This is a genomic window from Methylobacterium durans (genome assembly GCF_003173715.1).
Taxonomy (GTDB): Bacteria; Pseudomonadota; Alphaproteobacteria; order Rhizobiales; family Beijerinckiaceae; genus Methylobacterium; species Methylobacterium durans.
Genome location: NZ_CP029550.1, coordinates 5,734,964 through 5,754,939, shown reverse-complemented (window position 1 = coordinate 5,754,939; position 19,976 = coordinate 5,734,964). Strand labels below are relative to the sequence as shown.

The following is a 19,976-nucleotide window of genomic DNA, read 5'->3' as shown; positions in this document are numbered from 1 at the left end:
GATCGCGAACATGGAAATGGGAGTTCGACAATGGTCAGCGAGATTTCCGGCATCAGGATCCCCGACAGCAAGATCGCACGCGAAGCCGCCGAACTGGTGCGGCAGCATGAATCCGAGCTGTTGTTCAACCACTCCGTGCGGGTCTACGTCTTCGGCGCGATGAAGGGCGTTCGCGAAGGTCTGAAGTTCGACCGCGAACTGCTCTATGTCGCGTCCCTGTTCCACGACATGGGCCTCGTCGACGCCTACCACACCGACACGAAGCGGTTCGAAGTCGATGGCGCCGATGCCGCGCGCGAGTTTCTCAGGAGCCACGGCATTCCCGAGCCTGAGGCGAATCTGGTCTGGGAAGCGATCGCACTGCACACGACGCCCGGAGTACCCGAATACATGCGGCCGGAGATTGCCCTCACGAAAGCGGGCGTCGTGATGGACGTGCTCGGTATCGGATACGACGCCTACACTTCGGAACAGCGCGATCAGACCGTTTCCGCGTTTCCTCGGGGCGACTTCAAGAACGACTTCGTTCAGGAGCAGCTTCGTTCGGCCTTGAAGAAGCCGCAGACGACGTTCGGGACGGTCAACTTCGAATACATAGAACACTCCGGCCACTCCATCTGCAGGCCGAACGTGTGCGCACGCATTCGCGCTGCTCCGTGGGCGAGCTGAGCTTTAGGAAACTGTCGAGCTGACGAAAGCTGGCCGAACCACACTTCGGATATTCGCCTAGCCATCAGAACTCCTCCGCCTACCAGCGGAGGCAATCCTGATCTTCTGCGTGGTCACCATGTTCGGAACGCCAACTTCCCTGATCTGGCTGACCCTCGGCGCCTTCGCCATCGGCACCGAGGGCTTCATGATCGCGGGTCTGCTTCCCGCCCTGGCGCGCGACTTGGGCGTCGGCTTGGCTCCCGCCGGTCACTTGGTCACCGCCTTCTCCCTCGCCTACGCGGTCGGCGCTCCGATCATGGCGGTGCTGACGGCTGGGCTGGAACGGCGCCGCCTGCTGGCCATCGCCATGGCCGGCTTCACTCTTGCCAATCTGCTCGCCGCGCTGGCGCCGGACTATGCCGCGTTGCTGGCCGCGCGGCTGATGCTGGCTCTTTCCGCCGCCAGCTTCATGCCGGCGGCCAGCGGCTATGCCGCCGCGCTGGGAGGCCCGGAACGGCGTGGTCGCGCCCTGTCCATGGTCACCAACGGCCTCACCTTGGCAATCGTCGCCGGCGTGCCGCTCGGGGTGCTGGTGGGAGAAGGCTTCGGCTGGCGCGCCACCTTCCTCGGGGTGGCCGGTCTGGCGGCGCTCTCGCTGCTCGGCATACTCGCTGGGCTACCGCGCCAGCCGGCAGGCACCACGGCCAGCTTGGGCGAGCGTCTGGCGCTGGCCAAGCGGCGCGACGTGCTCGTGGTGCTGGCGACCAGCGTGCTGACCGTGGCAGGCACCTTCACGATCTACACCTATCTCGGCGTCTTCCTGGCCGATGTGGCCGGCGTCGGTCCGCAGGAGCTGGCTTTGGTGCTGCTCGGCTTCGGGCTGGCGAGCGCGGTCGGCACACGGCTCGGGGGCGACGCGGCCGACCGCTGGGGCGCACGCCCGACCGTGATCGTCGGCGGATGTCTCGCCCTGCTGGCCTATCTCGCCCTGTCGCTCGGTCCGGGACTTGGGTCGACCTCGGCCATGCCGGTCCTGCTGCCGGCCATCCTGCTCTGGGGACTGGCGAGTTGGGGCCTCATGACGGCGCAGCAGGCACGGCTGGTCGCGCTAGCTCCGGCCCTGGCACCCGTGAGCCTGTCGCTGAACTCCTCGGCCATCTACCTCGGCAGCGCGACGGGCGCGGCAGCGGGCGCGCTGATCGTCGCCGACGGCGTCTCAGAGCATCTCGGCTGGGTGGCGGCGGGGTTCGCGGTGTCCGCACTCCTGCCGCTGCTGGCGGACGAGCGCAGGCGGGGGGGAGGGCGACGCTCTCGGCGAGGATCACGGTCGGCAAGGCAGCCGATCTGCGCTCCGCAAAGGCTGAGCGCCTCCTCCGTCATAGACACTTTTAAGTTCCGGTCTCTACGAGTACTTCCCATGTTCTGGACAACACGTCTGATCTCCAACGACGAATGGCTCGAATATCTGAGCGCATTCGAAGCTCACTGGCAGCTGCTGCACTACCCTCGCGACATGCTCCTGATGGCCGTCAACGAGACGCGAATCATGATGAGGCTGTTCGTCGGAGTGCCGCGCACGGAAGATCTGCTGGCTTACTCGGGTTTCGAGCACACCGAACGCAAGTTCCTGCCGAGGGCGCCCATTCTGCTTGCCGGGCATCGCGACGTCTTCCAGGCGATGTTCCAGTCGGGCGGCTGAGCACCATCCACGCCGTCGTTCGAGCCTCTCCGCGGACCAGACATCGCGCCGCCGACCGAACCGAACCGCCACCTGCCGGTACCGACCATCCCGTCCGGCTTCGAGAACACTCCTTCCGTTCCTTGGATGCATGTCATGACTTTCAAAGACTCGTTCCTGCCGCCGCTATCGCCGGCGGATATCGCGCCCCTCGTGGCCTCGGTCGCGGGTTCGGTCCTTCTGCCGGGCGAGGCGGGATACGACGACGAGCGCGCCGTCTGGAACCTGAACCACGAGCTGGTGCCCGCGGTGATCGTGGTGCCGGAGAGCGCGGCCGATGCGCAGGCTGCCGTCGCTTTCGCTGCGGGGCAGCACCGGCCGGTCCTGGTGAAGACCACCGGCCACCAGATGGTCGGTCAGGCGCGCGGTGCCGTCGTGATCGCAACCCGCCGGATGAACGACGTGGTCATTGATGCGGTCGGCTGCACGGCTCGGGTCGGCGCCGGAGCGATATGGTCCGAGGTCGTCGAGAAGGCCGCCGAGGCTGGGCTGGCCCCGCTGAACGGGTCGAACCCGACCGTGGGCGTCGTCGGCTACACCCTGGGCGGTGGTCTCAGCCCGACCCTCGGCCGGTCCCACGGCTACGCCGCCGACCACGTGCGCTCCCTCGACGTGGTAACAGCGGACGGCGCACTGCGGCACGTCGATGCGGAATCCGAACCCGACCTGTTCTGGGCGCTGCGCGGCGGCAAGGGCAACTTCGCGGTGGTCACGGCTCTGGAATTCGACCTGTTTCCGGTGTTCCGCCTCTACGGCGGCGGCATCTACTTTCCGGGCGAACGGACGGCCGACGTGCTGAGGGCCTGGGCCGCGTGGCACCCAGGCACCCCGGAGACCATGGCGACCTCGATCGCCGTGATGCGGATGCCAGCGATTCCCGAAGTGCCCGAGCCGCTGCGCGGACAATTTCTGGTGTCGGTGCGGATCGCCTACAACGGCACGACCGCGGACGGCGAGCGGATGGTGGAGCCGCTGCGGGCGGTCGCTCCGGCAGTCTTGGACACGGTGCGGGACATGCCCTACGCCGAGGTCGCGTCGATCCACAACGAGCCGACCGACCCGGTGCCCTACTACGAACGGGGCATCATGCTGTGGGAGTTCCCCGCGCAGGCGCAGGACAAGCTGATCGAACTTGTGGGTCCGGATGCCGACACCGACCTTGTGCTCGCCGAGTTGCGGGCCCTGGGCGGGGCGTGGGACCGGGAGCCGGCGGCGCCCAACGCCGTCGCGACCAGGGGGCCTGCCGTACAGCCTGCTTGGCGTCTCGGCCGGTCCGCTGTCGCAGGAGCAGCAACTCAAGAAGTCGGTCGCCGATCTGCTGGACGGCATGAAGCCTTGGGAGGCCGATCGGCGGTTCGTGAACAACCTCGCGCCGGAAGAGGCGGCGGACGCCGCGGCGATCTACGGCCCGGAGCGCTACGGGCGCTTGGCGTCCATCAAGAAGGCCTATGATCCAACCAACATGTTCCGGCTCAACCACAATGTGTCGCCAGCCCCCTGAATCGCTGGACAACGTCCTTTCTGCGAAGCTCACGGCTATCATCGACGCCAGACGGGGCAGGTTTGTCATCGACCCCGACTTCTTCACGAGGCTCGTACACGCGGGCGTTTAGATGAGCGACAAGGCAAAGAGACGGAACACCCCCGATCGAATGGATCTGCCGTTCGTGGGATTGACGACGTTTGCACGTCAGCCGGCCTGCACGGATTGGGATCTGCTCGATGGCGCCGACGTCGCCGTCCTGGGCGTGCCGATCGATACGGCGTCGAGCTACCGTGTAGGCGCGCGCTTCGGCCCTCGCGCAATCCGGGAGGCCTCCATGTTCCACAGCTTCGGGCCCGAAGGTGTCTTCGACTTCGAGGACGAGGTGACGTACCTGGCGGCGAACGAGGTCCAGATCGTGGACGCCGGCGACTCATACCGGTCGACGGTGATAGCGACTCACGAGGTTTCGTATCGGCGGCGGATCTGGTTCGATGAGGCAAACCGGGAGGGTTTGCCATGTCCGCTGCGGTTGCTCTGCGTGAGGATTTCAACGCCGACGATCTTCGACGTCTGGCCAAGGCCAGCCGAGACGCGGGCCAGAGCCGCCGGCTGCTGGCGCTGGCCGAGATCTACGAGGGCGGCAGCCGCACGGATGCGGCTCGGATCGGGGTGGTAGGGTTGCAGACGGTGCGCGATTGGGTGCTCGCCTTCAACGCAGCTGGCCCGGCCGGGCTGATCAACCGCAAGGCCCCGGGCAACCCAGCCAAGTTGAGCGATGCGCAGCGTCAAGCGCTGGCGCAGATCGTCGAGAGCGGGCCGGACCCGGATCGACACGGCGTGGTGCGCTGGCGGCTGAAGGATCTCGCCGCCTGGATCTACGCCAGCTTCGGCGTGAGCCTGGACGAGAGCACGGTGGGCCGCACGGTGAAACAACTCGGCTTCCGCAAGCTGTCGGCACGCCCGCGCCATCATGAGCAGGACCCGGCCGCACTGGCAGCCTTCAAAAAAACTTGCCCGCCGAGGTGAGGGCGATCCGAACCCGGCTGCCGGCTGGCGCGGCCATCGAGGTGTGGTGGTCAGACGAGGCTCGGGTCGGCCAGAAGAACACGCTGCCCCGCCGCTGGGCGCGCCGCGGCAGCCGGCCCTCGGCGCCCAAGGACCAACGCACGGCCCACGCCTACATCTTCGGAGCGATCTGTCCCGAGAAGGGCAAGGGTGCCGGCCTCATCATGCCGAGATGCGATACCGCGGCGATGAACGAGCACCTCAGGGAGATCAGCTGCAGCGTCGAGGAAGGCGCCCACGCCGTGCTGATCCTCGATGGGGCGGGCTGGCACGTCGCCCACGACCTCGTCGTGCCCGCCAACATCACCCTGCTGCCGCTGCCAGCCTGCGCCCCGGAACTCAACCCGGTCGAGAATGTCTGGCAGTTCCTGCGCGACAACTGGCTCGGCGACCGCGTCTTCTCGTCCTACGAGGACATCGTCGAGCAGTGCTGTCAGGTCTGGAACCGGTTCATCGACCAGCCTTGGAAGATCATGTCCATCGGCCTGCGTGACTGGGCCTATCAGTTATGATCACCACCGATTGGTATCAGACGTGATCTATGCCGACACGAAGCGCAGCCTCGCCAACGCCGAGCAGGCGGTGCGTGCGCTCCTCGATGCGGGAACACTTCCCTACATCCTCGGTGGCGATCATGCGATCACGATGGCGACGGTGGCCGCCTACTCGGAGCAGCCTCCTATGCACATCGTGCATCTCGATGCACACCTCGACTTCATCGACGAGCGCAACGGAGTCAGCTGGGGGCACGGCAGTCCGATGCGGCGCTCCTCGGAGATGTCGCACGTGAAGGGGATCACGACGCTCGGCCCTCGCAACATGGCCGCTGTCAGCCGCAAGGACTGGGAGGCGGCGAAGATCTACGGAAGCCACGTGGCATCGTTGCGGACCGTGCGGATACAGGGTGCCGAGGCATCGTTGCGCCACATCTCCGATGGCGAGCGCGTCTACGTGTCGATCGACGTCGACGCGTTCGACCCCCCGATTGCGCCGGGAACGGCAACCATCAGCCACGGCGGCTTCAGCTACTACGAAGTGAAAGACATCCTGAGAGTCGTCGCCCAGCGGTTCGAAGTCGTCGGCGTCGACTTCGTCGAGGTCTCGCCGCCCTACGATCCTTCCGGCATCACCGCACTTCTCGCAGCTCGGACAAGCCTCGACTTCATCGGGTCGATCTTTCACGAACGGGCACGGCGAAGGAAGGCGTGATCGACAGGCCTTCGAGTCTGATTCCATGCACCGCGCACCGCGCCACGGATCCGAAGGCCATGCCTGCGTTGAGCGCCGCAGTCGATGCTCCCGCGGGTCGGCGAAATAGTTCGATCGGCCGAGTTCCCGGGGCTCATTGACGCTACAGTCATCGCTCGATCAGCGGTGGCCACCATTGCGCGCAACCGATCGGATTTTAAAATGATGAACCTATTCACTTTGCTCAAGCATCTCGAGATTGAGGTGCAGCACGATGACGGCGTCGAATGAACCCGGTCGCACCGCCTACGAGGCGCGTTTCACTGGGCAGACACTCGGACCGTGCGGCACTGCGCCGGCTTGGAGCAATCTCGGACCGGGCGAACGCGCGATCTGGGCACAGGTCGAAGCGGCCGTGCTTCAAGATCTGCGCGAGGCGGCGCGCCAAGCTGTTCGAGCACACGATGCCATCGGCGTCGCTGTGAAGGCAGAAGCCGTAGACGAGGCGATCGAGGCCGAGAAGCACATGGAGGCCGCTGTGGAGCGCCTCCGCGCACTGGTCGAGGGCGAGGCGGATCGGGAGACGCGTAGCGAGCCACCAAAGCCGAATGTCCGTCGTCGGCTTCCATGTACGTGATGTTGGTGTCCCCGGCAGTGGTCAGCTCCGCGGCGACCGCCTCCTTGAAGAGCCCCCTCGCATGAGGAGCTCACTCAAGCCTTTCGCGCTGGCTTGAGCAGGTCGGACAAGCCGACCCGGTGCAACATCTCGGCACGGAGGCGGTCCAGCACCGTGAAGCCGACGTCCGCTCCATCCTGGCTCGGGTCGTAGTGCACGCGGAACGGCCGCTGGCCGAAGGGCGTGTCGACCACCTCGGCAATGCGGGCGGCTACTGGCGACGGATCGGCATCCTCAGGCACGATCGCGGCAAACGCCTGCTGCACCTGCTCGCCAAAGTTCTTGTAGGGACCGGCCTCGTACTCCGCGACACAAGCCTCATCCGCTGGCCGACCGGAATGAGCGAAGTGGTTGGTGCCCTTGGTAAAGGCCCCAGGGACGACGATTGTCGTCTCGATTCCCCAGCGCGAGAGTTCGCGGGCATAGAGCACCGCAAGGGAATCCATAGCGGCCTTCGCTGCGAAGTACGGCGCCAGGTAGGGTGGCGTGCCGCCGGCCGAACTGGAGCTCGACACCCAGACCAGCAGACCCTCCCGGCGAGCACGCATGTGAGGCAGGACGGCACGGTTGACCCGCTGCGTGCCAAGCACGTTTACGTCGTATTGCTGCGCGAATTGTTCGGGGGTGAAGGCCTCAGCAGGGCCGAACATCATGTGGCCGGCGTTGTGGACGACCACGTTGATCCGTCCGCTCTCGGCGATGAGCTTCCCGACGGCAGCGTTCACAGACTCTTCGGACTGCACGTCCAGTTCGAGGGGACGCAGGTCGATGCCCTCCTTCGTCGACAAGGTAGTCAGCTCGGCGGCGTTCCGGGCGTTGCGGTTGGCGACGTCCCGCATGGATGCGTAGACGGTGTGGCCGGCGCGCGCCAAGGCCACGGCGGTCAACCGGCCGAAGCCGCTCGAGGATCCGGTGACGAGGATGATCTTCTCGGACATGACGGGCTCCTTTCGATCGTCGTCGCCTCGATGCGGCGCTGTTCCTGGGATCAGGGGACCATCAGACAATGCCGCCGTTTGCCCGCAGGACCTGGCCGTTGATCCAGCCGCCTTCGGGGCCGGCGAGGAAGGCGACGGTGTTCGCGATGTCCTCGGGCTGCCCGAGCCGCTCGAGGGGAGCGAGCTTGGTGAGCTGGTCGATCGACGCCTGCGGCTTGCCCTCGAGGAACAGAGCCGTGGTCGTCGGACCCGGCGCGATGGCGTTGACTGTGATGTTGCGCCCGCGCAGTTCCTTGGAGAGGACGTGGGTCAAAGCCTCGACGCCCGCTTTGGTGGCGGCGTAGACGCCGTAGGTCGGCTGGTAGAGCCCCACCACGCTGGACGAGAGGTTGATGATGCGGCCGCCGTTCCTCAACCTCTGAGCCGCGAGCCGCATCATGTTGATTGGCCCTTTGAGGTTGATCGCGATCTGTCCATCGACGACCGCCTCATCGGCCGCGGCGACCGCCGCCAGACGCATGATCCCGGCATTGTTGACGAGAATGTCGACACCGCCGAAGGCGGCCTCGGCCGCGTCCCACATTCGGGCGACCGCCTGGGGGTCGCTGACATCGGCCTGCGCCGTCAGGGCCTGGCCGCCGGCCTCCTCGATACTCGCGGCCAGCTTCTCTGCCTCTGAGACCCTCCCGGCGAAATTGATCACGATGGTGAAGCCATCTCGAGCCAAGCGGCGAGCGATGGCCGCGCCGATGCCTCTCGAAGCTCCCGTGACGAGGGCGACCCTTTTGCTATCTGTCATGTTGTCTCTCCTTGGTGCCAGCGCTTGCTGTGTGAGAGAAGATGCACCTTCAAGCGCTCGGAGGATCTCATATCCTCAGACCTCAAAATTCCTCCACAATGACTAATCTCCGTTAGCTCTGTTTTCTGACGATCTGGCACGCTTGTGCTGCCTGCACCTGAAACTGAGTAACGGAGCAATGGTGGGAAGCCAGCGGTGCGGTCGCCTCATCACAAGCGTGAGCCCCATGATCGATCTTAACACGGCAACTGCCCAGGATCTGGACAGCGTGCTCGCCTCGAACGGGCACGCCTTCGATATTGTGCACTATCGGGAGGAACGGGGTCGGTTCTCCAGCCTACGGCAGCTCGATGAAGTTTCCGAGTCCCAGTGGCAAGGCGGACGGCATCGCGGATCAGGTCACGGTTGGGCGACGCTGAGACGCGCGGAGCATCGAGAAGACTGGTGAGATGACAAGCGAAACAGCCGAAAGAGCCACCTTACCCGACAGGGTTGCCCTGGTGACTGGGGCAGCGCGTGGACTGGGCCTTGAGACAGCCCGGCAGGCCGGCCGTTAGGCGTCGAAGGTTAAGCGGACCCGGATGAATCGGCACACCTGCCTGCCACCGATTACGTGTCTGTTTTCGATCTCAGGACCATGCGACCCTCATAACCATCGAATCCGCCACTGTAAGAGAAGCGGCTGTAAGCAATTTTTCTTGCCCTTTCCGCGCATGGCCCGCTGACCGAGCTCTGGTTGATTGCGGTCTGGCCGGCTCGCCCCTTTCCCGTTCTGCTTGTTGTCGGCATCGGCACTGCTCCACGGCCGGGGCGGGAGTGGGTTCTCTTGATCATGACAATCGAGGTCCTTCTCCGATTTCCATTCGATTGTTTGTCGTGGGGAACAGAATGGGCGACTGGATCGCCGCGCGTCGATCGGCGATCCGTCGGGGTCCGAGCGTGATCCTAGGGGGATGGCGCATCGACAGATTTGACCAATGCCGATGGCCGTCGATAGCAAGACGTCCGGGTTCTGGGAGCCTCGCGGGGCATCAGCCGGTTGGACGGTGTCCTGCAAACAGACTGGCTTCTGTCACGCGCTCAAGCGCCGTCAGCCAGCACTCGTAGTAGTTCCAGCCTGGGTCGGACCGGTTGTGCGTTGCCTCCCACGCAGCGATCTCGGAAATCAGCGCCTGGCGAAATTCCTCCCACTCGAAATGGCCATCGCGGGCAAGGGCGACAGCCAGGCCGAACGCCTGCCGCTCCCAGGGCTCCGCGAAGCACAGCGCACCGTTGGCGTAGGGCGGAGTATCGGGCTGCCCCATCATGCTGGCCACAGCGAAATGCTCGAAACTCGTCTGCATCGTGGATGCTCAAGCAGCCTTCTGAAGGGCAACGGCCACGCCCATCATCGCTTCCGGAGTGACCAGCTTCGCAAGCTCGTCCTCGCTCATCCCCTGCGTTCCATCGGGCCGCTCGGGCACGACAAACCAGCGGATCTGGGCCGAGCTGTCCCAGGTCCTGATCTCCTTCGACGGATCGACTTCTAGGCCGAACTCCTTGAGCACCGCCCGCGGCTCGCGTGCTGCCCGGGCGCGGAAGGACGGGTCCTTGTACCAGTAAGGCGGCAGCCCCAGCACCGGCCAAGGATAGCAGGAACAAAGCGTGCAGATGATCAGGTTGTGGACCTGCGGCGTGTTTGCGACAGCGCGCATGTGCTCGCCCTCAGCGCCGGCGGCACCCGTGGGCAGGCCGAGCTGCGCAACGGCCGTCATCGTGTCGGTCACGAGCAGCGCCTTGAAGGCGTCGTCAGTCCAGGCCCGCGCCACGAGTTTGGCGCCGTTGAACGGACCCATCTCGGTCGCGAAGGTCTGCATGACCTTGTCGACGGTCTGGTCAGTGATGACGCCCTTCTCGATCAGTAGGGCTTCGAGTGCCCGCACGCGCGCCGCGTTGCGCAGTTCGCGGTCGTCCGAATAGGCGAAAAGGTCGGTCATGGGTTCCGCTCCCTCACGCGGCGACACGGTGCTCGACCGGGCGCAGATAGGCATCGAACAGGTCGGCATAGATAAAGAAGCCGGGTTCGGCGTTTCCCGGCCAGAGGTGCTGCGGGTCGAACTTCACGCAATAGACCGGCATAGCAGGCCCTATGCCGTCAGGCCCAGTCGAGCAAAGGTAGCTGAACGCGTCGTCGTAGACGGTCTCGACAACGCCGGTCTTGTTCCGCAAGTAGCCCGGCAGCCGGGTGTGCTCGACCGTCGGCGGGTCGGCGACCAGCACCGTGTCACCCACGGCGAAGCGCGGCTTGTCCGCCCGTTCGTGCCGCGGCGAGTCACCGTCCATCAGGTACTTGTGGATGCGGTCGTCGACATCCGACGTTCCCGCGGACGGGAGCGGCTTGGTCGGATCGGCGAGATACTCGACCGTCCGCGCGTCGAGCTCGGCCTGCGTGATGTAGCCGTTGGCGACGAAGAAGCCGGAGATGCCGCCGAGCCATTTCTCGTAGTAGCGGTACTTGAAGTAGTCGAACGGGTTCATGGCCTCCGCGCCCTTGCGCAGGTCGGCCCAGGTCCAGATCGTGCGGAAGGTGCTCGAAGTCTGCGGCAGGTTGAGCTGCGGACTGAGGGCCATCATGGCGGCGTGGATGCCGAAGATGCGCTCCTCCCAGGGCTCGACGAAGACGCGGAGTTCGGGCCTGACGGGATCGAGGCCCTCAAGGCCGCCGAGCGTGTGCTGAAGCTTCATGAAACCTCCATCCCGCGGGCATTCGCGCGGCTTCGGGTGCGCGAACGGTTCAGGCGGCCGCTTGCTCGGGCGTGCAGGCGGCAATCTCAGCCTCGATCTCAGCCCGGTCGAGCCTGCGTCCGATGAAGACGATCTCGCCGCGTCGCGGCTCGGCGGGCCGCCACGGTCGCCCTGGTCGGCCATCCAGGGTCATGTGCACGCCGTGGAAGACGTAGCGGCGCGCCTCGCCTTGCAGGGGCACGATGCCCTTGATGCGGAAAATGTCGGCGCCTTTGTCCTGAACGAAGCGGTTCATCCATCGGAAGAAGATCGTCGGGTCGAGGTCGCCGTCGGTGCGAATGGCGACGCTGCGGATGGACTCGTCGTGCTCGTGCTCAAGGTCGGATAGCAGTTCCGGCTCGATGGAAAGCGCGTTCTTCAGGTCGAAGGCGCGCAGTCCGAGAACCTCCTCGGCAGAGATCCGTCCATCCTGCACGCGTCGGATACGAGCGAGGGGATTGAGACGACGCAGTTCGGTCTCGCAGGCGGCGAGCCTCTCCTCATCTACGAGGTCGATCTTGTTCAAGAGCAGCAGGTCTGCGAAGGCGATCTGTTCGCGCGCAACGTTCTCGCCGCCCGCGGCCTCGGCCGCCTCTCCCATCGCGAGCCAGAGCGGATTGTGCCGGGCATCGACCACCGTCACGAGGGCATCGAGTTCGGTCTCGGCACGCAGTCTCTCATCGAGGATGAAGCTCTGAATGACGGGCGCCGGGTCTGCCAAGCCGGTCGTTTCGACCAGTATCCGGCGGACGCGCTGCGGACGAGCGAGCAGGCGCTCGATCGTGGTGACGAGATCCGCGCGAACTGTGCAGCAAATGCAGCCGTTGTTGATCTCGATGATGTCCTCATCGACGCCGACGATGAGCTGGCCGTCGATGCCAACCTCGCCGAACTCGTTCACGATGACTGCCGCCCCTTCCGCACCCTCGTGGGCCAGCAACTGATTGAGGAGGGTGGTCTTGCCCGAGCCGAGAAAGCCCGTGAGCACCGTGACGGGTATGCGCGTTTCCAACACCGACATTGGCTCTCTCCGAGGAGGTTCCCGTCACCGCATGCAAAGCTAGGTCCACCCCGCGCCTCGGTGCCAGCGTTGGTTCTTGGCAGTTTCTGCCAAATAGACGACAGATCGGGCCATAGGAGCTCGGGCGCCTGCCTATGCTGCAGAAAGCGTATCTCGCCGGGCGACCCGAACAAGGCTCCGCCGCGCCGCGAGCTGGCGCCCGCTCAAATCTCGGATAGCGTCTCGCCCGCCGGAGATGCATGGCGACGCCGGTACTCCGAAGGTGTCAGGCCGAGGCGGCGCAGGAAGGAGCGCCGGAGCGTATCGGCATCGCGGAAGCCGCAGACTCCGGCGACCTGCTTCGAGGCTGCCTGTCCCTCTTCGAGGAGGCGACGCGCTGCCTCGATCCGGACATTCTCGACAAAGGCTGCCGGCGTCAGGCCCGTCTCGGTCCGAAAAAGACGTGCGAAGTGACGGGGGCTCATCCCCGTGCGCGATGCCAGCTTCGCCACGCTATGGTCCTCTGCGGGATGGGCCGCCACCCAGCGCTGGACCTCCTGCAAGGCGGACCGGCTTGCCAGTGCTCCAACGCCCCGCCGGCTGAACTGAAGCTGGCCACCACCGCGCTTGAAGAACATCACAAGCTGCGCTGCGACCTTGCGCGCGATCTCAGATCCCAAGTCCTCCTCCACCAGCGCTAGGGCGAGGTCGAGCCCGGCCGTGACCCCGGCTGCCGTCCTGAGCGGCCCGTCGAAGACGCAGATCGCATCGGCATCGACCCTCGCCTCCGGGTGGCGGCGCGCCAGGGCATCTGCGACGGCCCAATGGGTCGCGACCTTTCGGCCGTCCAGGAGACCGGCCTGGCCCAGTAGAAACGCGCCGCTGCAGACCGAGCCGTAGCGGCGCGAACGGGAGGCGGTTGAGGCGAGCCAATCACGCAGGACGGCGTCCGGTCGAAAGTCCTCCATCCGCGGCGCGCCGGCAACGAGCAGCGTGTCGAAAGCGGGCGCTGTCTCATCCCCCAGCACGATGTCCGTGACCAGACGACGGCCCGAGGAGGTCTCGATCGGGCCAGGAGCGATGCCAACGACGACGAGTTCGTAGATCTCGGCTCCGGCCTGAGTGTTCGCCTCAGCGAAGACGTCGAGCGGACCCGCCACGTCGAGCAGCTGTACGCCCGGCAGGGCAAGAACCGCGACACTGTGCATGACCGCTCGGAATCCCCTGTCCGTCCCTGCCTCCCAATTGGCAGAAATCGTCTGAATCCAGCGATTGCTGCCGCTCTTACGGCGCCATACCCCATTGGGGCACTCTCACCAAGGAGATTTGCCGTGAGCATCAGGTCCGAGGCCGCCATTCCCGATAGCCAGCTTGCCCGTGCCGTCACTGAGTTCGTCCGAGATAACGAGACCGAGCTGCTCTTCAACCACTCGACCCGCGTCTATCTGTTCGGGGCTCTTGCCGGCATCCACCGCGGTCTCAGCTTCGATCGGGAGCTGCTCTACGCGGGCGCCATGTTCCACGATCTCGGCCTGATGCCGAACTACGGGAGCACTGACGAGCGATTCGAGGTCGACGGCGCCAACGCTGCTCGCAGTTTCCTGAAGGCACACGGCGTGCCGGAGGCTGACGTTTACACGGTCTGGACCGCCATCGCGCTGCACACCACGCCCGGCATTCCGGTTCACATGCATCCAGTCGTCGCATTGGTCACGGCCGGTGTCGAGATGGACGTGCTTGGCTTGACGTATGGCGACTATTCCGACGCCGAGCGCGAGGCGGTGGTATTGGCCTATCCGCGCACGCCGGACTTCAAGGAGGACATCATCCAAGCCTTCTATGACGGCATCAAGCACAAGCCGGCCACCACGTTCGGCAACGTCAAGGCCGACGTCATCGCCGACAAGGAGCCGGGCTTCGGCGGGGGAAACTTCTGCAGCATCATCCGGAACTCGCGCTGGCCGAACGGCGCGCATGCGCCAGGATGCGGCTGCGGGGCGCACGGCTGAGCCGCGGCCGCCCGAACCTCAAGGGCATGCAGATCGGCGAGACAAAAGCCCGGAACCTTCCGAGAGGAAGCTCGGCCGACACCCATGGACGGCAGGCACGGGCATGATGCTGCGAAACGAGCGCGAGATCGAGCGCGAGCGGGCAAGGATACCGACAAGGTCCGCTTCTGGCGTTCTGACGCGGAAAGCGGACCAGCAGCTAACGGCCACCATCGGTCATTCGAGGGCATTGAACTCAAACCGCCCGTCAGCAGACGCTTCAAGGGTCTAGACGGCATCGCGAGTTGCCGCCTTCGGTTTTGTGACCGCATCTGCGTTGCTCAGGCTTGGCAGCATACGGCGGGGCAAACAGGGTGCTCCGGAGATCAGCAGGCGTCGGGCAGAAGGGACCTTAAGGTCCGCTCCTCCCGTTATCCGGCCATGACCGATCCTTTTGACCTTGCAAGGTTCGTGGACGCTCAGAGCGGTGTCTATGAGCAGGCGCTGCGGGAGCTGCTGGCGGGGCATAAGCGCAGCCATTGGATGTGGTTCATCTTCCCTCAGATCGCCGGCCTCGGGTTCAGCGCCATGGCCCAGCGCTATGCGATCGGTTCGCTCGACGAAGCTTGCGCCTACCTGCAGCACCCGCTGCTCGGACCTCGCCTGGAGCGCTGCACCGAGGCTGTGAACCGGGTGTCAGGGCGGTCGGCGCATGCCATCTTCGGCTCCCCCGACGACATGAAGTTCCGCTCGAGCATGACCCTGTTCGGACGAGCCGCGCCCGATGCTTCACCCTTTCGGACGGCCCTTGATCGGTACTTTGGTGGGCAAGAGGATCCGCGCACGCTGGAGAAACTGCAGGCGTCCTGCCGGTGAGGTCCGTTGCGCCAGTGGCTTCATCAAATCAGGCCTCGCCGGGAGAGTTCATTCTTGAGGTAGGCGTAGAAGATCGGTGCAGCGATGAGGCCCGGAACGCCGAAAATTGCCTCCATGTACAGCATCGTCACCAGCAATTCCCAAGCGCGGCCAGGTGAGTGCTCTCACAAGGGGCCGCTGACTTGGCAACGGCCGGAGGCATTGGACGTCGGTCATGGATCGCGTTCCGGGCTGATTGCCGGGTCGCCCACCAGCCGGATTGAAGCTGCGACTGGGTGATCGGGGGTCGCAAAGTCTTCCAGCAGTCGTCCGCTCGACCAAAGCTCAGCTCTCAGCCCCTGGGTCAGTTCGCGCGCCCGACGCTTCGCCTCGGTCTCGTCGCAAGCTGGGATGAGCACCGTGGCTTGCAGACTGCCGTCGTAGGCGAACCGATGAAGCTTGTAGGCAGACGCAGCTCCGCGGGGCCTGCCGGGAAACTTGATAAGGTTGGCCATTGCCTACCCGTTGGGTCACAGGCGGGGGCGTCGAGCCCTCAGTCGCCGGAGCCCGGGGTAGCTCATCCGGCGATGCGGGCACTCTGCGCCGACGGGTGTGGGAAAGATAGGCCCGAGCCGGTACGGCCCAGCAGTGGGTGGTCCGCTCCGCATTGCGCTTGGCCATAGCCGAGCCTTGACGCACCCGCCGGTCACAAGCTCGAAGACCGACACGTGACGAGCGGTCCAGATGCGGGCCGCTCGCTTCCGAGCGTCAGACTGCCTTCAGGTTGGCAGCACTTTCCTTGCCGCTCCGTCGGTCAGCCTCGACCTCGTAGGAGATTTTCTGCCCCTCGTTGAGGCTGCGCATCCCGGCGCGCTCGACAGCGGAGATGTGCACGAACACGTCCTTGCCGCCGTCATCGGGTTGGATGAAGCCGTAGCCCTTGGTCTCGTTGAACCACTTCACGGTACCGGTGCTCATGACATCCTCGGTCCCTCGCAGGCGGTCATCGGATTGGAGCCGCGGCCGGTTGCCTGCCGGGCGGCGTGATCGACGGGGAGCGACGGGAGACAAGGACCGGCCTGCGAGGGCGTGACGGTCCAAGTGATCCGGTCACGTGCCGATGCTCACCTCCTACGTTGCGAAGGTGCACCTCGCAAGGCAAGCCCGCGGCTTCCGTAATGTGCCATCCATCCGGCTCGGACGGCAGCTGGGAAAAGAACGTTCGCGGACTGGGCATTGCCGAGCGCCCGGTGATATCGCTGCGGCAGCTCGAGGGAATGCAGCGTTGTCCGTCATCCAGCGACACAACACCAAACTGGCGGGGACTAGGCCTACAGCGATGGTCTTCGCTCACGGCTTCGGTTGTGACCAGAACATGTGGCGGTTCGTGGCTCCGGCCTTCGAGGCCCAGCGTAGGCTGCGCCCCGTGGCGCCTTCCTCGACCCACCACGTAACGTTGAGCCGTCCGTTCGGGTCGGCGAGGGAGCCGTGCCGGAGGGCGTTGGTGGTCAGCTCGTGCAATGCCATGCCGACCGGCACCGCGAGCTCGGACGGCAGAACGACCTTAGGGCCATCCAGGGTCAGCCGCCCGCGCTCGTCGTAGGGTCCCAGTTCGGTCCGCAGCAACCCGCCGAAGGAGGCGGCCTGGGCGAGATCCTCGGTGATCAGCGCGTGCGTCCGGGCCAGCGACGTGATCCGGCCCGACAACGCGCGGGTGAACTCCGGGATGGTGAGGGAGGAGCGGACCGTGGCGTTCACCACCGCCTGCACCGTCGCCAGCGTGTTCTTCACCCGGTGGTGCAGCTCGCGCACCATCAGCGCCTGACGGTCCTCGTAGGCGCGACGCTCGGTGATGTCGCGCTGGGCCGAGACCCAATGGGCGATGCGCCCGTCGGCCCCGCGCACCGGCGTGATCAGCCACTCGACGAAATAGGTCGTCCCGTCCTTGCGGTAGTTCAGCGCCTCCCCCTGGAAGGGCTTGTCCGCAGCCAGCGCCGTCCGCATGCGGTCGAGCACGGCGCGTTCGGTTCCTGGCCCTTGCAGCAGTCGCGGCGTCCGCCCGATGACCTCGCTGACCTCGTAGCCGGTCATGCGGCTGAAGGCGGGGTTGGCGTACTCGATGCGCGGGCCCGGCTCATCGAGTTCGGCGGAGGTGATCAGAACCGCTTCGCCGGCCGCTTCGACTGCGGCGAACAGTACATCCAGGTCCGGGCGAACCGGCTCTGTATTGTCGGGATACTGCAAATCCGTTCCCCCTCCGGCGGCACGAATTCGCCAGACGCCCATCGCGGCCCAACGACAGGCCACGCGGACAATCGGCGGGCAGGGCGTTGGTTGCCGTCGGGCGGCACCTCTCCAGAGGGGCCGAGCGTCGCAGGGGAACGCCCGCCACAGCCCTCCGTTGTCGAGCGCCCTCTCCAGACGGGGCTTGGAAATTCGGAGGACGGGATGAGCATCTTCGGGTCGATCATGTCGAAGATCTTCGGCGGCGGCAGCGCCAGCGCCCAAGCCGCGGCGCCGCACGCCTCGGAGACGCCGAGCGTGTCGGCGGCGGCGCAAGGTCAGGACGGCCCAACCGGCTCGGCCAGCAACGCGGCCGCGCCTTCCATGAGCGGCGCTTCGTCCCCGGTCGCGGCCGCACCTTCCGGCGCCGGACAGGCGAACGTCGACGTCGGCCAGGTCCTCGCAGACCTCGCCTCCAAGAAGGGCCAGGGCCTCGACTACAAGCGCTCCATCGTAGATCTGCTGAAGCTGCTCGACCTCGACAGCAGCCTCCAGGCCCGCAGGCAGCTCGCTGACGAGTTGCAATACACGGGCAATAAGGAGGACTCGGCTACCATGAACGTCTGGCTGCACAAGCAGGTGGTGCAGAAGCTTGCCGAGAACGGCGGCAAGGTCCCGGACGACCTCAAGCACGCCTGACGACGGGTTCCGACCACCCGGGCCTGTCGCGCCCCGCCGTGGGTACGGGCGGTCCGGGCCACTGGCGCAGGCACCCTTGGACATCGAGCGGGTTGACCGGTCGATGACAGCCCCCGCGCAGGCGCCGTCACGCGAACCCGGGATCCCACCCACGCGCAGGACGGCCAACTTATGCACCACCGTACCGTCGTCGCCCTCGCCATCGGGTTCGCAGCCTGCGTCCAGGACGCGAGAGCCGGCTCCCCGTCCCAGCCCGACCGGGAAGCCCTGAAGGCGCGCTGCAGCGGCGACTACGCGATCTACTACGGGGACCTCCCTCGGGACGGGCCGGAGGTTCAAGCTTGCTTCCGGAAGAACATGGCCGACCTCTCGCCGGCCTGCCGGACGGAGGTCGAACGCCACGAGAAGAGCGGCAGGAGGGGCTGAGATGGCGTCCGAGCCCGGCGATGCACGCGGTGACGAGAGCGGGAGGCCGCCCGTGCTCGATGCCCTGACGCGCGAGCGCCTGGGCCGCTATCTGCAGGAGATATACGAGCCGGTCGTCGATGAGGCCCTCGACCCGCGCCTCGCCGAGCTCATGCAGGCTCTGGAGCAAGCAAGGACTGTGGCACGTTGACGACGGGAGCCCGAGCCGGGAGCACGCCTCGACCCGCCTGGCAGGGACTGCCAGGACCAACGTGGCGGCGATACTGATGGGACTGTACGGGCCCGGTCCTTGGAACGACCCCGCGCCCTCGACCGGTTCCTACGCCCGACGGGTCCGGCCTTGCCGAACCGAGGCGCCGCGGTCGATGCCCCGGCCAGCGGCACGCGGGGCTTCGTCCGGACATGGAACCGATGCCGGTAGGATCCAGTCATTCCAAGGCGTTTACTTTGCTCGGGTGCGGATGGGCTGATGGCGGGGCCTTGCTCCGGTGACTTCGACGAGCTGCTCGACTGCGTCATTGTGGGCGGCGGCCCCGCCGGCCTGACGGCTGCCCTCTACCTGGCCCGCTTCGGGCGCCGCTTCCTGGTGGTGGATGCAGGCGACTCCCGCGCGTCCTGGATACCAACCAGCCACAACGTGCCGGTCTTCGTCGACGGCATCTCCGGGCGGGAGATCATCGCCCGGCAACGCGAGCACGTCGCGCGCTACGGCGCCCGGATCGTGAACGGCACCGTTACGGCGCTGCGCGCGATGGAGGGAGGCTTCATCGCGAGCTTTGAGGAGGGAATAGGAAAAGGCATCGCACGTGAGGTCAGGGCGCGCCGGGTGCTCCTCGCAACGGGCGCGGACGACGTGGAGCCGGACCTGCCCGGGCTACCCGACGCGGTCCGGCGGGGGCTCGTGCGCTACTGCCCGATCTGCGACGGCTACGAGGCGAGAGGCAAGCGTATCGCGGTGATCGGCCACGGCGACCGAGGGCTCGGGGAGGCGGTCTTCGTGGCCCGCACCTACTCGCGCGACGTAACCCTGCTGACGCTCGGCCAAGCCATGCTCCTCGACGCGCGCGAGCGCGAGCGCGTCGAAGAAGAGCATGGCATCCGGGTCGTCCACGAGCCGGTGGTGCACCTCGACATTGAGGACGGCAGGCTCACGCGGCTGCGCACGGCAAGCGGCAAGGAGCATCGATTCGAGGTGCTTTACTCCGCGCTGGGATTGAAGCTGCGGTCCGAGCTCGCCTTGAAGATCGGCGCCGAGCACGACGGGACGGGAGCGCTCATAGTCGACGAGCACAACCGCACCACGGTGGCGGGCCTCTACGCAGCAGGTGGCGTGGTGCGTGGGCTCGATCAGGTGGTGGTGGCGATGGGCCATGCTGCCATGGCGGCAACGGACATCCACAACCGCTGCGAGTTGCCGACCGAGGAGGAGGTCGGCGGAGCCGACAGGCGCGGCGGCTCGGCCTGACTGAGCCTCAGCTCCA

23 protein-coding genes and 2 pseudogenes are annotated in these 19,976 nt (G+C 66.0%); 16 read left to right on the top strand and 9 right to left on the bottom strand.

Annotated features, from left to right (window positions below; translation table 11 throughout):
- Positions 1-30: 30 nt before the first annotated feature.
- The 8 genes and pseudogenes from DK389_RS26820 to DK389_RS32975 all read left to right on the top strand — a co-directional run bounded on the left by DK389_RS26820 (position 31) and on the right by DK389_RS32975 (position 6,765).
- Positions 31-669, top strand: a complete 639-nt coding sequence (locus DK389_RS26820; protein ID WP_109894281.1) for an HD domain-containing protein — start codon at positions 31-33, stop codon at positions 667-669.
- Positions 670-787: 118 nt separating this feature from the next.
- Complete coding sequence (locus DK389_RS26815) at positions 788-2,350, top strand: MFS transporter (protein ID WP_236961057.1); 1,563 nt, start codon at positions 788-790, stop codon at positions 2,348-2,350.
- A 126-nt stretch (positions 2,351-2,476) separates the two neighbouring features.
- Positions 2,477-3,022: pseudogene (locus DK389_RS34605) on the top strand (FAD-binding oxidoreductase); the annotation flags it as partial.
- A 511-nt stretch (positions 3,023-3,533) separates the two neighbouring features.
- Positions 3,534-3,890 carry a BBE domain-containing protein gene (locus tag DK389_RS35355; protein WP_210206788.1) on the top strand — a complete coding sequence of 119 codons (357 nt, stop codon included), beginning with the start codon at positions 3,534-3,536 and terminating at the stop codon, positions 3,888-3,890.
- A 112-nt stretch (positions 3,891-4,002) separates the two neighbouring features.
- Entirely contained in the window at positions 4,003-4,551 is a 549-nt protein-coding gene (locus DK389_RS34590) for an arginase family protein (RefSeq protein WP_335645504.1), read from the top strand.
- A protein-coding gene (locus DK389_RS26800; RefSeq protein ID WP_418292077.1) for an IS630 family transposase occupies positions 4,446-5,452 on the top strand; the annotation gives its coding sequence in 2 pieces (ribosomal slippage) (positions 4,446-4,896 and positions 4,896-5,452; 1,008 coding nt in all). The genes DK389_RS34590 and DK389_RS26800 overlap by 106 nt, the downstream gene beginning before the upstream one ends.
- 22 nt (positions 5,453-5,474) lie before the next feature.
- Positions 5,475-6,149, top strand: a complete 675-nt coding sequence (locus tag DK389_RS26795; RefSeq protein WP_162560883.1) for an arginase family protein — start codon at positions 5,475-5,477, stop codon at positions 6,147-6,149.
- 253 nt (positions 6,150-6,402) lie between these two features.
- Entirely contained in the window at positions 6,403-6,765 is a 363-nt protein-coding gene (locus DK389_RS32975; protein ID WP_162560882.1) for a hypothetical protein, read from the top strand.
- Positions 6,766-6,839: 74 nt separating this feature from the next.
- Here the strand turns inward: DK389_RS32975 and DK389_RS26785 are convergent, their stop codons facing one another.
- Together DK389_RS26785 and DK389_RS26780 are read right to left on the bottom strand one after the other, a co-directional pair.
- Complete coding sequence (locus DK389_RS26785) at positions 6,840-7,742, bottom strand: SDR family oxidoreductase (protein ID WP_109894275.1); 903 nt, start codon at positions 7,740-7,742, stop codon at positions 6,840-6,842.
- A 61-nt stretch (positions 7,743-7,803) separates the two neighbouring features.
- Positions 7,804-8,541, bottom strand: coding sequence for an SDR family oxidoreductase (locus DK389_RS26780; protein WP_109894273.1), 738 nt, complete (start codon positions 8,539-8,541; stop codon positions 7,804-7,806).
- Between the two features lie 178 nt (positions 8,542-8,719).
- Here DK389_RS26780 and DK389_RS26775 point away from each other — a divergent pair, with 178 nt between their 5' ends.
- Positions 8,720-8,989, top strand: a complete 270-nt coding sequence (locus tag DK389_RS26775; protein ID WP_335645503.1) for a ComEA family DNA-binding protein — start codon at positions 8,720-8,722, stop codon at positions 8,987-8,989.
- Positions 8,990-9,572: 583 nt separating this feature from the next.
- Here the strand turns inward: DK389_RS26775 and DK389_RS26770 are convergent.
- The 5 genes from DK389_RS26770 to DK389_RS26750 all read right to left on the bottom strand — a co-directional run bounded on the left by DK389_RS26770 (position 9,573) and on the right by DK389_RS26750 (position 13,512).
- Positions 9,573-9,884 carry a nitrile hydratase accessory protein gene (locus DK389_RS26770; RefSeq protein ID WP_109894271.1) on the bottom strand — a complete coding sequence of 104 codons (312 nt, stop codon included), beginning with the start codon at positions 9,882-9,884 and terminating at the stop codon, positions 9,573-9,575.
- 9 nt (positions 9,885-9,893) lie between these two features.
- Positions 9,894-10,517, bottom strand: coding sequence for a nitrile hydratase subunit alpha (gene nthA / locus DK389_RS26765; RefSeq protein ID WP_109894269.1), 624 nt, complete (start codon positions 10,515-10,517; stop codon positions 9,894-9,896).
- Between the two features lie 13 nt (positions 10,518-10,530).
- Positions 10,531-11,265: a nitrile hydratase subunit beta gene (gene nthB / locus DK389_RS26760; RefSeq protein WP_109894267.1), complete on the bottom strand. Its 735-nt coding sequence runs from the start codon at positions 11,263-11,265 to the stop codon at positions 10,531-10,533.
- Between the two features lie 49 nt (positions 11,266-11,314).
- Positions 11,315-12,325 (bottom strand): CobW family GTP-binding protein, encoded by a 1,011-nt coding sequence (locus DK389_RS26755; protein ID WP_109894265.1) that lies wholly within the window; start codon positions 12,323-12,325, stop codon positions 11,315-11,317.
- A gap of 203 nt (positions 12,326-12,528) precedes the next feature.
- Positions 12,529-13,512: a GlxA family transcriptional regulator gene (locus DK389_RS26750; protein WP_109894263.1), complete on the bottom strand. Its 984-nt coding sequence runs from the start codon at positions 13,510-13,512 to the stop codon at positions 12,529-12,531.
- A gap of 123 nt (positions 13,513-13,635) precedes the next feature.
- On the opposite strand from DK389_RS26750, the gene DK389_RS26745 reads away from it, so the two are divergent.
- Together DK389_RS26745 and DK389_RS26740 are read left to right on the top strand one after the other, a co-directional pair.
- Complete coding sequence (locus DK389_RS26745; protein ID WP_109894261.1) at positions 13,636-14,313, top strand: HD domain-containing protein; 678 nt, start codon at positions 13,636-13,638, stop codon at positions 14,311-14,313.
- Between the two features lie 420 nt (positions 14,314-14,733).
- On the top strand, positions 14,734-15,168 hold the full coding sequence (locus tag DK389_RS26740; protein WP_109894259.1) for a DUF1810 domain-containing protein: 435 nt from the start codon (positions 14,734-14,736) through the stop codon (positions 15,166-15,168).
- A gap of 747 nt (positions 15,169-15,915) precedes the next feature.
- Here the strand turns inward: DK389_RS26740 and DK389_RS26735 are convergent.
- On the bottom strand, positions 15,916-16,125 hold the full coding sequence (locus DK389_RS26735) for a cold-shock protein (RefSeq protein ID WP_109890725.1): 210 nt from the start codon (positions 16,123-16,125) through the stop codon (positions 15,916-15,918).
- Positions 16,126-16,432: 307 nt separating this feature from the next.
- On the opposite strand from DK389_RS26735, the pseudogene DK389_RS34585 reads away from it, so the two are divergent.
- A pseudogene (locus DK389_RS34585) lies at positions 16,433-16,552 on the top strand (alpha/beta fold hydrolase); the annotation flags it as partial.
- Here DK389_RS34585 and DK389_RS26725 read toward each other — a convergent pair.
- Complete coding sequence (locus DK389_RS26725) at positions 16,498-17,391, bottom strand: HWE histidine kinase domain-containing protein (RefSeq protein ID WP_236960371.1); 894 nt, start codon at positions 17,389-17,391, stop codon at positions 16,498-16,500. The pseudogene DK389_RS34585 and the gene DK389_RS26725 overlap by 55 nt on opposite strands.
- A 204-nt stretch (positions 17,392-17,595) precedes the next feature.
- Here DK389_RS26725 and DK389_RS26720 point away from each other — a divergent pair, with 204 nt between their 5' ends.
- The 4 genes from DK389_RS26720 to DK389_RS26705 all read left to right on the top strand — a co-directional run bounded on the left by DK389_RS26720 (position 17,596) and on the right by DK389_RS26705 (position 19,960).
- Entirely contained in the window at positions 17,596-18,069 is a 474-nt protein-coding gene (locus tag DK389_RS26720) for a DUF3597 domain-containing protein (RefSeq protein ID WP_109894255.1), read from the top strand.
- Positions 18,070-18,240: 171 nt separating this feature from the next.
- The gene (locus DK389_RS26715) at positions 18,241-18,495 is read left to right on the top strand and encodes a hypothetical protein (RefSeq protein WP_109894253.1); all 255 of its coding nucleotides are present in this window, start codon (positions 18,241-18,243) and stop codon (positions 18,493-18,495) included.
- A gap of 1 nt (position 18,496) precedes the next feature.
- Positions 18,497-18,685 (top strand): hypothetical protein, encoded by a 189-nt coding sequence (locus DK389_RS26710; RefSeq protein WP_109894251.1) that lies wholly within the window; start codon positions 18,497-18,499, stop codon positions 18,683-18,685.
- A 279-nt stretch (positions 18,686-18,964) separates the two neighbouring features.
- Entirely contained in the window at positions 18,965-19,960 is a 996-nt protein-coding gene (locus DK389_RS26705) for an NAD(P)/FAD-dependent oxidoreductase (RefSeq protein ID WP_109894249.1), read from the top strand.
- The last annotated feature ends 16 nt before the right edge of the window (positions 19,961-19,976 follow it).